Genomic DNA, 13810 nt, shown 5'->3' with positions numbered 1-13810 from the left:
CCTTTTCGCAAGCGAATCATGACCATCACGAACTACGAGCCTTTCCGCTTCTCCACAATCGCCCATAGCAACCACAGTTACCTGAGCCCGCTGTCGCAGTACAAAGCTCGCGGGCTGATTCGAAGCCTCAGTACCGATTTCTCCGCAGATGATATTGTGCTCGATGCCGGATGCGGTAAGGCAACCTTACTGCGAGATGTGCTCAGCGTGTCGCCGGCACGCGGTGTCGGGGTCGATATCAATCAGCGCTTTTTGATCGAGGCGCGAACAGCGTTTGCGCAGGAGTTTCCAAACGATTCACGGCTAAGCCTGATCAACGCCCCCTTGCTGGAGCACACTCGGCCAGACAGTGGATACACCGCCGTTCTTTGCGTTGGGTCTACACATGCATTCGGTTCGTTCGATGCGTGCCTGCGTGTTGCCTTCGACTGGCTGAAGCCTAATGGCCGTTTGCTCGTCGCAGAAGGGTATTGGAAGCAGCCACCCTCGCAAAGCTATCTGGATGTTCTTGGCGGTACAGCCGACGAATTTGTTTCTCATGCAGAGAACGCTCAGCGTGCGAGCAAGTTTGGCTATAACCTGCTGTGGACCGCAACCAGTAGCGATGACGAGTGGGACGAATACGAAGGCCGTTATTGCAACGCGATGATGCAATATCTGGCTGCGAATCCTGACGATCCCGATGCGGCGGCGTTCTCAAAACGCATGCAGGATTGGCATAGCGCCTACTTGCAATGGGGGCGCGCGACTCTTGGTTTTGGTTACTATTTGCTTTCACGCGCTTAACGCCTAAGATGTACTCTGTCCTCGGCCGCGTATTTTTCGCGGCCGAGGCGAATGACTGTGGCCGACTTCTTTCATAGCAACATCCCATCTCGCGCGACGATGCTTCCCCCCCCCCGCCACGACGAGCTTGCGCACCGGCCGTGCAACCACGGTCCCGGCGGGCGTTTGCGCGCGTGCCGTAAGGCGTCCCCCCCCTTCTACGCCCCGGCGATCAACCTACTCGACAAACAGATTTCGCGTCGGCGCGTGCGTACGTTGCCGTGTCTCCCATCCCTCGGCCAGGCCCACATCCGCGTCGGACGCGGGGAGCATTGAGACCGCGCGAAGCAGATCGGACGCGCGTTCGGCGAGCATGATCGTCGGTGCGTTCAGGTTGCCATTGGGCTCGGTCGGAAATACCGATGAATCGATGACTCGCAATCCCTCGATGCCACGAACCCGCAACTCGGAATCGACCACCGCCATGTCATCCTCCCCCATGCGGCACGAACCACACGGATGCATCGTGCTTTCCAGGTTCGCCCTGACAAAGGCGTCGATTTGCTCATCCGTTTGCACGTGCGAGCCGGGAGCCAGTTCAGCATCGCGAAAGCGGTCCATCGCCGGCTGCCCGATGATTTCTCTGGTCAACCGGACGCAGCGCCGAAAGCCCTCGCGGTCCTCTTCGCGATCCAGATAGTTGAAGCGGAGTTCCGGATGCGTATAGGGATCTGCCGACATCGTCCTGACGTAGCCTCGGCTCTTAGGCTTGTTCGGTCCGGTCAATACCATGAACCCGTGTCCCTTGAACGGCTTGTCGCCGTCATAGCGCATGGCGGCCGGCAAGAAATGAAACTGGATGTCAGGCCAGCGCAAACCCGCTTCCGAGCGGATGAATCCGCCGGCCTCAAAATGGTTGCTGGCACCCAGACCATCCTTGAACAGGAGCCACCTTAGCCCGATCATGAATTTGCTGAACGGGTCCATTTTCGCGTTGAGGGTGACGGGCTCCTTGCAAGCATACTGAATATAGATTTCCGCATGATCCTGCAGGTTCTCGCCCACGCCGGGCAAGTGATGCCTGACCTCGATCCCCGCTTTGCGCAGCACGTCGGCGGGGCCAATTCCGGAGCGTTGCAACAGGTGAGGCGAACCGATCGGGCCTGAGGCGATCAATACTTCAGCACGACATCGCACAACGTGCGTGCTTCCGCCCTGATCGTACTCGACTCCAACCGCGCGCTTGCCCTCGAGAATCACGTGGCGGGTCATCGCATTCGTCACCACAGTCAGATTGGGCCGCTTCATTGCCGGGCGAAGGTAAGCATTAGCGGTGGACCAGCGCACACCATCCTTGACGGTCATATGCATTGCGCCAAAACCTTCCTGCATATGGCCATTACAGTCTTCTGTCTTGATGTATCCGGCCTCTGCGCCTGCCTCGATCCAGGCGCCGTATAGCGGATTCGCCATGTTGTTGCCGTTGTTCGTGCACAGCGGTCCGGCTGCCCCCCGGTACTCATCGCCACCGAACTTGTAGGTCTCAGCGCGCCGGAAATACGGCAAACAGTTGCGATAGCCCCAGCCTCGCGCACCCAATTCCTCCCATTCGTCGAAGTCGCATGCATGGCCGCGCATATAAACGAGGCCGTTGATCGACGACGATCCACCCAGCACCTTGCCGCGCGGGCAATGCAACTGGCGGCCATTCAAATGGGCTTCGGGGGCGGTCTGATAGCGCCAGTTGTACTTGGAAGTATTCATCGGCATGGAAAACGCGCTCGGCATCTGAATGATGACACTGCGATCGCTTCCGCCGTATTCCAGCACCAGAACACGGACCGCCGGGTCCTCGGTGAGCCGGTTGGCCAATACACATCCGGCCGATCCAGCGCCAACTATGATGTAATCGAATTGTTCGGTAGCCATGATATTTGCCTGCCTCGTGGATCTTGACGGGGTCGTCTGTGGTTCAGTAGCGACCTTTGTCGCCGGTGGTGTATTGCGGTGATGTCTTCTCGATCGAGGCGATGACAGACTCTTCGTGCTTCAGATCGAGCGAGCGTGACAACGCGTAATACGCAAGACCTGAGACGAACAGGCCAACCAGCCAGGCCAGATCGACGCTACCCATCGCACGGGCAATCGGCCCGACATACACCTCGTTAGCGCCGTCGAGCACGCAGAAGAAAGGAATCATCGAAACGAAACCAATCGCGTAAGCAATCAGACCGCGCGAGCCCCATGTTCCGTACAGGTTGTTGTGAGGCAGGAAGAAGTGTGGAATGGCATACCGACCCTTGCGAACGAAAAAGTAGTCCGTCAGATTGACAGCGGTCCAGGGCACCAGAAAATACAGCATGACGACCAGGTAAATATTCAGGACGGAGAGACCCTTACCCGAGGTATAGATGCTGAGGGCCACGCCAAGCTGAAGGATCACCACGAAGATAATCGCGAGAATGCGAGTTCTGGGAGTCGGCTGGACCTTCCGGAATGAATCAACTGCGGTGATAGCCGTCAGTTTTGCGCTATATATGTTCATCGCGATAACCGGCAGAAATGCCAGGATCGTGACGCCAACCACCACGCTGCCCATCCCCGGTGCGAGGTCGTTACCCACCTGGTTCAACGCGACCAGCACATCGGTCGCCTGCAGATGATCTGCCAGCCAGCCTCCAATCGCGATCATCCACGCCCCCGACAGCGATGCGCCCAGGAACACGGCCGCAATCAGTTTGCCGCTCGGTGTGTTTTTCGGCAGGTAGCGCGAATAGTCGGATACATAGGGTGCGTAGGCGATGTTGTAGCTGGCGGCCGCTGCGAACTGCGCGATGAAAGCGATCCAGCCGAAGCCCAGCGGTGGCGTCGGTGCGGCGCCCGGCGCGACAGCTGCGGGCGGCACGTCATGCACCCAATGCATCAGCACGGCCACCGTGACGAGTCCGTAAAGGGGCAGCGACAGATACAACGCCCATTTGAAACTCCGGTGCATCCAGTCGTGGCCGAGAATCGCCAGAATCGAAGCCGGCAAGGTCACAGCGAGCGCTACCTTGACGGGGTCCCAGTTGAACAGTGCTTTGAGGCCCTGCATCATCAGCACGAGGTTGACGATGTTGAATCCGGCGAACACGAATAGCGTTGCCAACAGCACGACGATGACCCCGCGATAGCCGAACTGCGCTCTCGACTGAATCATCTGCGGTAGGCCAAGATGAGGACCTTGCGATCCATGAAAGGCCATGAACAAGGTGCCGAACATGATGCCCAGCGTGCCGGCTATCGTGGTCCACAGCGCGCTCAGTCCAATGCTGGGACCGACAAAGCCGATGGTCATGGTAAAGAAAGTGAAATTGCCCAAAAACCAGAAAGGCCCCTGCCTGGATAGCCTGTCGGTTCGTTCGTTATCCGGAATAAAGTCTATCGAATGGCCTTCGATGGCGCCGTGCTCAACCCCGGCTACGGTGCCTTTCACTGTTTCGTCTGCTGCTTGCATCATGTACCCCTGACTTGAATGAGAGGTTGATGGAATGAGAATAGACCGGTCGTGCATGCCATGCCGCAACACCCGCTCGCCACGCGCCCGCTGGGCTACGTTCGATTGGGATGCCGTCGGCGGATTGGCGGCTCAGTGCAGCGTGATCCAGACTGCCTTGCTCTCCATCAGATGATCGAGTTGTTCGGGGCCGAGGTCTTTGCCAAAGCCGGATTCCTTGAATCCACCGAATGGCATCGACGGGTCGATGGTGCTGTGCGCATTGACATAGACCGTGCCGGCGCGCAATTCTGGAATCAGTCTATGCACGCGGTTCAGGTCATTGGAGTAAATCGCGGCGGCGAGACCGTATGGCGAGTCATTCGCCAGCGACAACGCGTCGCTGATATCGTCAAAAGGCGCGGTCACTAGCACCGGACCGAAGATTTCTTCGCGAACAATCTTCATTTCGCTGCGGCAATGCGCAAAGATAGTCGGCTCAACGAAGTAGCCTGGCCGATCCAGTATGTGGCCACCATACGCCACTTCCGCACCTTCGCGCCGACCGGCTTCAATATACGTTTCGACTCGATCCTTCTGAAGCGCGGAAACGAGCGGGCTGATGAAGCAATCCCGATCAAGGCCCGGTGCGATCTTCATCTGACGCGTGTGTTCGATCAACGCATCAACGAACTTATCGTGAATGCCGCGCTGGATGTAAACCCGCGCACCCGCATCGCACACCTGTCCGGAATTGAAGAAGATGCCGTTTGCTACGGCTTGCGCGGCCGCCTCGATGTCGGCGTCATCCAGCACCAGCACCGGCGATTTGCCACCCAGTTCGAGCGTGATGCGTTTGATGCCACCCACGGCGGTGTGCCCGACCGTGCGGCCCACTTCGGTGGAACCCGTGAACGTGATCTTGTCGATACCCGGATGGGCGGCCATAGCCGCGCCAATATCGCGCCCTCGCCCCGTTATGACGTTGACGACGCCGTCTGGGATCCCGGCCTCATGCACTAACTCGGCGAAGCGAAGCGTAGACAGCGACGTGAGCTCGGCCGGCTTGATGACGGTGGTGCAACCCGCGGCGAGCGCGGCCGCCACCTTCCACGCCATCGTTTGCAGCGGGAAGTTCCAAGGGACGATGACGCCGATGACACCAATCGGTTCCTTGCGCGTGTAGGCAACGTAATCGCCAGGCAGGGAGGGTTCGACCGTGCGGCCGTGGAGCTTTGACGCCCACCCGGCGAAATAGCGGAAGGTGTCGATCGTGCCCTGAACGTCGACGTCACGCGCATTGGCGACAGACTTGCCTACATCGATCGATTCGATCTCGGCCAACTCCGTTGCGTTCGCTTCGATCAGATCGGCGAGGCGATGGAGCAGTCGTTCACGCTCGAGGGGCTTGAGCTTGCGCCACGGTCCCCCGTCGAACTGTTTGCGAGCAGCTTCGACCGCGCAATCCAGATCGGCGCTCGTCGCCAAGGGAATGTGCGTGATCATGCCCCCGGTGGACGGTTCGAGCACCGCGCAGGACTCGCGGTCGCCTTGAGGAACCCAGGCACCCCCAATGAACATCTTCTGCGGCCGGGTGAGAAACCGTTGCGTCTCTTCGCGAATCCCGAACGTCTCCAGATAATTTTGTACGACTTTATCCATCATTGTCTCCTGTGTTACGGATTAACTGCTACACGGCCTCTGGTGGGCCAGTTTCGTGCGCGTGAATGCGCCTGATGCTGCGACGCTTTGGCGGGCTCCTGACGAGATCGTCGGGAGGATCATCGGCGAACGTCGATATAAACGTGGCTTGTGGCAGCGCCGCCTTTTGAGAGACTATGAGCGACACGGCCGCGGGAAAAAATCACGTGGATCAGATCTTCATATCGGAAATATCGAAGCAAGCGGTACAAAAGGAGCGACGACGGTGATCCAGTTGCAGGACGTGGACCTCAAGCTACTCAGGGTTTTCATGACGGTGGTGCGGTGCGGCGGCTTTTCCGCCGCCCAGGCAAGCCTGAACGTCAGCCAGTCGACCATCAGCGAACAGATGACGACACTCGAAACGCGCCTGGGTCTCAAGCTTTGCGAGAGGGGGCGCAGCGGCTTTCGTCTTACCGAACACGGCGTGGCGACGTACGAGGCGGCGCAGCGGTTGCAACTGGCCGTGGAAAACTTCTGTGTCGATACCGACGCGCTAAAGAAGTGCGTCTCGGGGAGGCTGTACCTCGGCATCATCGACAACACGGTGACCGACTCGGCTTCACCGCTGCCGCAGGCACTGCAGGCGTTCGTATCGAGGGGACACGACGTGCATCTGGATGTCTACGTCGGCATGCCTGCCGAGCTGGAGGAGCGCGTACTCGATGGCCGGTTGCACATCGCAGTCGGGCATTTTCCGCTGCACGTACCAGGGCTCACCTACACCGACCTCTATGACGAACCGGACGGCCTGTACTGCGGCAAGCATCATGTGCTCGCAGGCCTCTGGCCCGACGAGGCCTCACTCAAACAGGCCGTCGCGTCCAGCCGGGTGGTCGCACGCGGCTATCTGCAACAGCATGACCTGCGAATGCTCAGCGTCAGTAAAGCCGCCGCGACCGTGGACAACATCGAGGCGCAAGCCATCCTGATTCTGTCGGGCGCGTACATCGGATTTCTGCCGATCCATTACGCTGCCCGATGGGTTGCGCGCGACGAAATGCGTCAGATCTGCCCCGACCAGTTCGGCACGCAGTGGCCATTCTGCGCAATCACGAAGCGGGCCGCTTTGCCCCCTACCATCCTGCAGGTATTCATGATGGACCTGATGGAAAGCTACCGTCTGGTCCAGCAGGCAGCGAACGCGGCGTAGGGATTACGACGCGTCCGCTTCAATCTACGGCTGGGAAGATGCCAGCGGCGTTGGCTCACCGTTTCGATAGGTATAGATAGTGATTGGCGAGTCCTTCAGATCGCGGTTCTGGTTAAATCGATAGTGCCCTGAAACCCCTTGAGAATCGATGCCGGCGAGCGCAGCACGATACTGTGCCGGTTCAATCGAATTGGCTTTCTGCATGGCCTGCGCGACGATGTTCATGCCATCGTACAACGCTGCGCTGTAAGTCAATGGATCTGTGTTGAAGCGTTGCTTGTACTCCGCCTTGAACTGCCGTCCTGCCTGAGTTTGATCGAGCACGGGGCCGCCTTGCGGACAGTACACGCGCGTATCGATCGCATCGCCGCCGAGTTTCGCCAGTTCGGCGTTGCACATGGCATCGCCGCCAAGCAGGTAGCCGTTCATCCCGAGACGTTTCATCTGTTTGCGCAGCGCCCCGGCTTGCGCGTAGTAGCCGCCGTAGAAAATCCCCTCCGCGTTGGCGCCCTTGACGTGTGTGAGGATTGCGACGAAGTCGGTCGCTTTGTCGGTCGTATATTCTCGATCCACAATCTCAATGCCGTTGGCCTTGGCTGCATTGATAAATTCGTCGGCCAGCCCCTGGCCGTACGCTGTCCGATCATCGATCACTGCAATACGCCTGATCTTTAACTCCTTTGCCGCAAATTCGCCCATGCGGCTGCCAAGCTGTGTGTCGCTGGCAGAGATGCGAAACACGAACGGATAGCCGTGCTGCGTGATCGACGGGTTCGACGCCACGGTCGCCATCACGATTCCCGCGACATTCACCAGGTTTGAAATCGGAATCGCGACGCCTGAATTGAAAGGCCCAAAAATGACCTTCACATTGTCGTCGACCAGGCTTTGCGCAACCGTCATACCGGTACGCGGATCGGCAGCATCATCTTGCGAGACCAGTTCGAAGCGGGTCTTCTGACCGCCGATCACCAGCCCCTCGGCATTCAGACGCTCGATCGCCATCCTGACGCCGTTTTCGTCGTCCTTGCCGATGGCGGCCTGCGGGCCAGTCAAGGGTCCGGTCAAACCGATTTTTACCACCTGCTCGCCGGTCGCGGCGTGCACCGGCACCATGCTCAAAGCGACTACCGTCAACCAGCTTGCTCTAGCGATCATTTTCTTCATCGTGCTCTCCTCACATCGTGATGTATCAAATCGCCCTGCCGCCGGATGCGGCGAACGCGTTGCGCTTTGGCTTGGAAAACATCCCATTGGGACCCCGCCGTCCGTTTTGCCTTTATGGAACCCACGGCGGTGGAGTTGACAGCAATTCTGGGTAGCCAAATTCCCCAATAAAATGCACCATTGATGAAACACATTTCGGTAATTTCCGAAGTAACCGGGGGACGGCACGATGCAAGTTCAGGACACGGATCTAAAGCTGTTGCGGATCTTCGAAACCATCGTCCGTTGCGGCGGCTTCGCCGCGGCGCAACCGATTCTCAACATTGGCGCATCGAGCATCAGCGAATACATGTCGCAACTGGAGACACGCCTCGGGCTACGACTGTGTGAGCGCGGACGCGCGGGTTTCCGATTGACAGACGAAGGGGCGGAGCTGCACGCCGCCGCGCAACGTCTGCTCGGTGCGGTGGATACGTTTCAGATGGAAGCAGGTACATTGCGCAATCAGCTTTCTGGTGTGTTGCGCTTCGGCATGATCGAAGCGACCTTGACCGACAAATACTCGCCGCTGCCGGCAGCGATCCGGGAGTTCGGCCAGATGGCGCCCGACGTCCGCCTGCATGTGCAGATCGATACGCCTGGCAGCATGGAGCAGCACGTGCTGGACGGGCGCCTGCATCTGGCCGTGGGGCCATTTCCCGCGCAGATTCCCGGTCTCGAGTACCTGCCACTCTATCGGGAGGAGCAGGGTCTCTACTGCGCGTCGACACACTCGTTATACGAGCGGGCAAGCGGCCGTGTCCCGGTATCGGTACTCAGCAAACAGCGCCTCGCTGCTCGCGCCTACCTCGGCAGCCAGGAACTCAAGTTGCTGCACATGGCGCAGGCCGCGGCCTCGGTCGACAACGTCGAAGGCCGCGCAATGCTCATCCTGTCCGGCAACTACATCGGCTTTCTGCCGCCTCACTATGCGCAGCCGTGGGTAGACGGCGGTCTGTTGGCCCGCATCGATTCCGAACACTATGTGACACATCTGGACTTTCAGATCATCACGCGTAAAGGCTCCAGATCGGCACGGGTCGTGCAGGCCTTTTGCACTCAGCTACGAGCGGCGGCCAAGGGAGTGAGCCGCGCCGCGCGCAGCGGCAAATAGCTAACGGCAACTTAACGGGAACGGCTTCGTTTGACTTTGCGTTGATGCATCACACGGCCAATCGTGTTCAGCAGAAGTTGCGCCGCCAGGATCGACGTCGAACCCGAGTGATCGTAGTCGGGCGCGACTTCCACGAGGTCGATGCCGATCACGTCGCCCTGTTCGGCAAGGCCAGCGAACAGTTCGAGTCCTTCGTAATACAGCAGGCCGCCGTGGCTAGGGGTACCCGTGCCGGGCGCAATCGACGGATCGAAGCCATCGATATCGATGGTCAGGTAATAGCGCACGCCCTTCGGGATACGGTCCAGGACGCCCTGGATGCCGAGACGCCGCAGATCGCGCACCGAGATAATGTCCGAACCCATCTCGCGTGCCTGTGCATAGCCTTCGCGAGCAGTAGACGACACGTTGCGGATACCGATTTGCGTCATGCCCGATACCACGCTTTTTTCCGCCGCACGCCGCAGCGGATTGCCGTGGCCATAGCGCACGCCATGGCGCTCGTCGACGAAATCGAGGTGGGCGTCGATATGGACGATGTGAAACGGCTCCTGACCTTCGAACGCGTTGATGCACGGAATGTTGATCGAGTGATCGCCTCCCATCACCACCGGCAATGCGCCCGCCGCCAGGATCTTGCGCACGCCGTACTCGATGTTGGCGTGACTCTTCTCCGTGTTGGTGTGCACCATGTCCGCATCACCGATATCGACAATGCGAACCTCGTTGCTGGGCAGGTAGACGACGTCGTCTTCGAAGTCGTATGCGCCGCCGTGTCCGAATGAGAATAGCGTCGACGCATCCCGGATCGAGCGCGGACCGAACCTTGCACCCGCCCGCCACTGCGTACCGCAGTCGAAAGGAGCGCCCATCACCGCGACGTCCGCATCGATTTTGTCCCAGTCGAGACACAGCGGCGACTTCGCGAACGTGCAGATTCCAACGAAGGGCAAATTGAGGCGACCGGTTTCGTAGCTGTTGTCAGACATGATATTGCGTTCGTCCTGTTGTCGGTTCAGATAGGTACGGCGCACCGGGCGCCTTCTTGACCGCCAATGCGTCGTCCGTTATGACGAGCTAGCGGTGCATCTGGAACGGAGTCTATGCAAACAAATTCACCGGGAAAATGCCAAATATCAGAAACACACTTCGGTAAAATACGAAGCGATTTTCAGAGTCGCCAAACCGCGATTGGGCCGCTCGCGCACCGGAGCGGGAAGTTGACTGTCGATTTGAAAAGACTTGCTGTCGTTTCTTTGAGCGAGTAGCCTTGCACTGTTCTACAACGCAGCACGGGAGAGATCGTCCATTCGCGACGACGCCGACGGAGCAACCGCCCCGGAAACTCTCAGGCAAAAGGACCGTGCAGCGAGAACATCTGGAGAGCGGCGCATACGCGCCCACCGAAGGGGAGCGACTTCCGTAACCGGTAATCGCGAAACTCTCAGGTACATGGACAGATGGGGCATTGGCGCCGGTACACATCGGCCGGCGATGCTCAACGAACACTGGACCATGTCATGTCCCATATTGCCATCATTGGCGCCGGAATTACGGGCGTCACCACCGCTTACGCCCTCGCCCGGCGCGGTTACCGCGTCACCGTCCTCGAACGTCATCGCTATGCGGCAATGGAAACGTCATTTGCCAACGGCGGACAACTATCGGCCAGCAACGCCGAGGTCTGGAACAGCCGCTCTACAGTGCTGAAAGGCCTACGTTGGATGTTTAGCCGCGACGCTCCGTTGCTCATGAATCCGCGGCCAAGCTGGCACAAGTACAGCTGGATCGGCGAGTTCCTGCGCCAGATTCCAAACTATCGCAGCAACACGATCGAAACAGTGCGGCTCGCCATTGCTGCCCGTGAGCATATGTTCTCGATCGCGGAGCGGGAGCGCATCGATTTCGACCTTGAGCGACGTGGCATCCTGCATTTCTATGCCACCCGTAAGGAGTTCGAAGCAGCGACGAAGGTCAATGCATTGCTACGTGAAGGCGGCCTTGACCGGCGCCCGGTGACGCCCGACGAAATCCGCGCCCTCGAGCCGGCGCTCCATGGGCAGTTTCATGGCGGCTTCTTCACCGCATCCGATTCGACCGGCGACATTCATAAGTTCACGCGTGGTCTTGCCGAAGCCTGCGTGCGATTGGGTGTCGAGTTCCGCTACGACACGAGCGTGCAGTCCATCTTCGAGGACCCGGAGGGTGAATTGAGGATTGCTTCCACGCGCGAAAGTCACACTGATACGGATAGCTTCGACCGGGTAGTGATTTGTGCGGGTGTCGGAAGTCGTGCGCTAGCCGCGTATGTGGGAGACCACGTGAACGTCTATCCGGTGAAGGGCTATTCGATCACGGTGTGCCTCGACGATGCACAAAGCCAGCAGGCCGCGCCTTGGGTCAGCCTGCTTGACGACAACGCCAAGATTGTCACCAGCCGTCTCGGCGTTGATCGCTTCCGGGTTGCTGGAACGGCTGAGCTGAACGGCATAAACCGTGACATCCGCTCGGACCGAATCCAGCCCCTCGTCAATTGGACGCGTACGCATTTCCCCGACATGTCGACGGCGCGCGTCATTCCGTGGGCTGGCCTGCGCCCCATGCTGCCGGGCATGTTGCCCAAGGTGGGCTCCGGTCGTCGACGCAACATTTTCTACAATACCGGACACGGCCATTTAGGGTGGACGCTCTCGGCAGCGACTGCGGAAGCTGTTGCCGAACTCGTGGCTGGTAGTATGCCCACCTTCACGAGCGTGAAGCCCGCGACAAAGCAAAAAGGTCTGCCGGTCAACGTCTGACAAGCGCTTGCTACAACCGTAGAAACGTTTGAAGGCCCAAGGCGCAGCGCGATTATTTCAAATGGCTGCTGCGCCAGTCACGCGGCGTCACGCCAAAGCGTGAATTAAACCAGTTCGTGAAAGAACCCTGCTGTGAATAGCCTAGCAGTGCTGAAACCCGCCCGATGGGATAGCGTGGATTGCTCATATAGCGCACGGCAAGTTCGCGCCTGACTTCTTCAACCAGACGCGAGAAGCTGGTTTGCGCCAGTTCGAGTTGGCGCTGCATGGTGCGAACACTCAGCCGTAAATGGCGGGCAACCAGCTCGACGGTGGCCTGCTCGAGGGGCAGCAGCAAATAGATTGCCTTGCGCACTTCCAGCGCGGTCGAATCCACACCCGTCACGTTGAGCGAATCCGCGAGGCTCTCGGCATATTTCACCAGTTCCGGGTCAGCGGCAGGATTCGGATAGTCGAGTTCGGCAGCCGCACACACAAAGCCATTGAAATCGCTGCCGAACACCAGCGGACAACCGAAGAATCGTCGATGAAACGTCAGGTCTTTCGGTCCCTGATGAACGAAATGGACGGAGCGTGGTTTCCAGTGATCACCGAGCAAGGCACTGGAGTGGCGCCCGAGGACAGCGACTGCAAGTTCGATCGCCTGATTCGTTGGAGTACACGGTTCGACGACCAGTTCTTCACGGATGGTCACCGTTTCGCCCACGTCCTCGACGTACACAGCCAGGGCTTCGTTCAACAGATGCCGGTATTCGGCTGTCGCGAGCAACACCTCGCGCAATGTGCGCTTGTGGGCGAGCAGAACATTCACCACGCCCGTACCGAACTTCTGCCGGGTCTCGGCCATCTGCAGAGCGAACGTCGGGCACGACGCCATTTCGGCCGTGCGTTCCAGCAGTCGGCAGGCAGCGGCTACCGGAATGCGATCGTCTGGATTCGCAAGTGCCGCGGCGTCGATGCCGGCCTGTTGCACAAGCTCCACCGGGTTCAGTCCGACCCGCCGCGCCACATCGAAATAGCCGCTCATGGCTACCGACCGCAGCATCGATTCCATCGTTACGCCTCCGCAAGCATCTTATGGACTGCCCACACCCTCCCTTAACAAAAATGCCCTCCGTGCGCGAATACTCGTGTTAACGCGCAGTGGCATGAAATGCGAAAACGATGGCGCCCAATCACAAAAGTGTAACGGAGGATTGCCGTATTGTGCATCTCAACGGTTCATCATATTCCGACCAGTTTTGATGCGGCCAGATGTGCCGCAAACGTCGGAATACCGTCCCCCACTTGGAGAACACGATGCAATTCCTCGACGATTCGCTGCACCCTGAGAATCAGGATAAGGTAGTCATCACCACTGCCCCATACGGCCCGGAATGGATGCCCGAGGACTTTCCGCAAGACATTCCGGTGACGATGGAAGAGCAGATCCAGAAGGCGGTCGACTGTTATGAAGCGGGCGCTACGGTGTTGCACCTGCACGTTCGGGAACTGGACGGCAAGGGCTCGAAGCGGCTGTCGAAGTTCAACGAGCTGATCGCGGGCGTGCGCGCTGCGGTGCCCGACATGATCATCCAGGTTGGCGGCTCGATCTCGTT

11 protein-coding genes and 1 riboswitch are annotated in these 13810 nt (G+C 59.0%); of the genes, 5 read left to right on the top strand and 6 right to left on the bottom strand.

Annotation, left to right across the window (positions count from 1 at the left end):
* Positions 1-18 precede the first annotated feature (18 nt).
* Positions 19-786, top strand: a complete 768-nt coding sequence (locus tag WCA85_RS33690; protein WP_424069841.1) for a class I SAM-dependent methyltransferase — start codon at positions 19-21, stop codon at positions 784-786.
* Between the two features lie 216 nt (positions 787-1002).
* On the opposite strand, the gene betA is transcribed toward WCA85_RS33690, so the two are convergent.
* From betA to WCA85_RS33675, 3 genes are all read right to left on the bottom strand, one after another.
* Positions 1003-2694 carry a choline dehydrogenase gene (betA, locus tag WCA85_RS33685; RefSeq protein WP_424069839.1) on the bottom strand — a complete coding sequence of 564 codons (1692 nt, stop codon included), beginning with the start codon at positions 2692-2694 and terminating at the stop codon, positions 1003-1005.
* 43 nt (positions 2695-2737) lie between these two features.
* Positions 2738-4264, bottom strand: a complete 1527-nt coding sequence (locus WCA85_RS33680) for a purine-cytosine permease family protein (RefSeq protein WP_424069837.1) — start codon at positions 4262-4264, stop codon at positions 2738-2740.
* A 129-nt stretch (positions 4265-4393) separates the two neighbouring features.
* Complete coding sequence (locus WCA85_RS33675) at positions 4394-5902, bottom strand: aldehyde dehydrogenase family protein (RefSeq protein WP_424069835.1); 1509 nt, start codon at positions 5900-5902, stop codon at positions 4394-4396.
* A gap of 265 nt (positions 5903-6167) precedes the next feature.
* Here WCA85_RS33675 and WCA85_RS33670 point away from each other — a divergent pair, with 265 nt between their 5' ends.
* Positions 6168-7094: a LysR family transcriptional regulator gene (locus WCA85_RS33670; protein WP_424069833.1), complete on the top strand. Its 927-nt coding sequence runs from the start codon at positions 6168-6170 to the stop codon at positions 7092-7094.
* A 24-nt stretch (positions 7095-7118) separates the two neighbouring features.
* On the opposite strand, the gene WCA85_RS33665 is transcribed toward WCA85_RS33670, so the two are convergent.
* Positions 7119-8261, bottom strand: coding sequence for a branched-chain amino acid ABC transporter substrate-binding protein (locus tag WCA85_RS33665; RefSeq protein WP_424069831.1), 1143 nt, complete (start codon positions 8259-8261; stop codon positions 7119-7121).
* A gap of 229 nt (positions 8262-8490) precedes the next feature.
* On the opposite strand from WCA85_RS33665, the gene WCA85_RS33660 reads away from it, so the two are divergent.
* A complete protein-coding gene (locus WCA85_RS33660) occupies positions 8491-9414 on the top strand; it encodes a LysR family transcriptional regulator (protein ID WP_424069829.1) in 924 nt (307 codons plus the stop codon).
* Between the two features lie 11 nt (positions 9415-9425).
* Here the strand turns inward: WCA85_RS33660 and speB are convergent, their stop codons facing one another.
* Positions 9426-10403, bottom strand: a complete 978-nt coding sequence (speB, locus tag WCA85_RS33655; RefSeq protein WP_424069827.1) for an agmatinase — start codon at positions 10401-10403, stop codon at positions 9426-9428.
* 294 nt (positions 10404-10697) lie between these two features.
* Positions 10698-10788, top strand: a riboswitch (glycine riboswitch).
* Positions 10789-10934: 146 nt separating this feature from the next.
* Between speB and WCA85_RS33650 the strand changes: the two genes are divergently transcribed.
* Positions 10935-12212, top strand: coding sequence for a D-amino acid dehydrogenase (locus tag WCA85_RS33650; protein WP_424069825.1), 1278 nt, complete (start codon positions 10935-10937; stop codon positions 12210-12212).
* A 52-nt stretch (positions 12213-12264) separates the two neighbouring features.
* On the opposite strand, the gene WCA85_RS33645 is transcribed toward WCA85_RS33650, so the two are convergent.
* A complete protein-coding gene (locus WCA85_RS33645) occupies positions 12265-13266 on the bottom strand; it encodes an AraC family transcriptional regulator (protein ID WP_424069823.1) in 1002 nt (333 codons plus the stop codon).
* Positions 13267-13511: 245 nt separating this feature from the next.
* Between WCA85_RS33645 and WCA85_RS33640 the strand changes: the two genes are divergently transcribed.
* Positions 13512-13810: 3-keto-5-aminohexanoate cleavage protein (locus WCA85_RS33640; RefSeq protein ID WP_424069816.1), on the top strand; the 299-nt coding region annotated here is incomplete at its 3' end.

The organism is Paraburkholderia sp. (genome assembly GCF_049581445.1).
Taxonomy (GTDB): domain Bacteria; phylum Pseudomonadota; class Gammaproteobacteria; order Burkholderiales; family Burkholderiaceae; genus Paraburkholderia.
The sequence above is the reverse complement of the archived record's forward strand: the minus strand, read 5'-3'. Positions and strand labels throughout refer to the sequence as shown.

What these genes read in the sequence shown, in the direction of transcription:
- WCA85_RS33645 (WP_424069823.1), bottom strand. Translation starts at nt 13,266, where the DNA reads ATGGAATCGATGCTGCGGTCGGTAGCCATGAGCGGCTATTTCGATGTG.
- WCA85_RS33680 (WP_424069837.1), bottom strand. Translation starts at nt 4,264, where the DNA reads ATGATGCAAGCAGCAGACGAAACAGTGAAAGGCACCGTAGCCGGGGTT.
- speB (WP_424069827.1), bottom strand. Translation starts at nt 10,403, where the DNA reads ATGTCTGACAACAGCTACGAAACCGGTCGCCTCAATTTGCCCTTCGTT.
- WCA85_RS33660 (WP_424069829.1), top strand. Translation starts at nt 8,491, where the DNA reads ATGCAAGTTCAGGACACGGATCTAAAGCTGTTGCGGATCTTCGAAACC.
- WCA85_RS33675 (WP_424069835.1), bottom strand. Translation starts at nt 5,902, where the DNA reads ATGGATAAAGTCGTACAAAATTATCTGGAGACGTTCGGGATTCGCGAA.
- WCA85_RS33650 (WP_424069825.1), top strand. Translation starts at nt 10,935, where the DNA reads ATGTCCCATATTGCCATCATTGGCGCCGGAATTACGGGCGTCACCACC.
- betA (WP_424069839.1), bottom strand. Translation starts at nt 2,694, where the DNA reads ATGGCTACCGAACAATTCGATTACATCATAGTTGGCGCTGGATCGGCC.
- WCA85_RS33690 (WP_424069841.1), top strand. Translation starts at nt 19, where the DNA reads ATGACCATCACGAACTACGAGCCTTTCCGCTTCTCCACAATCGCCCAT.
- WCA85_RS33665 (WP_424069831.1), bottom strand. Translation starts at nt 8,261, where the DNA reads ATGAAGAAAATGATCGCTAGAGCAAGCTGGTTGACGGTAGTCGCTTTG.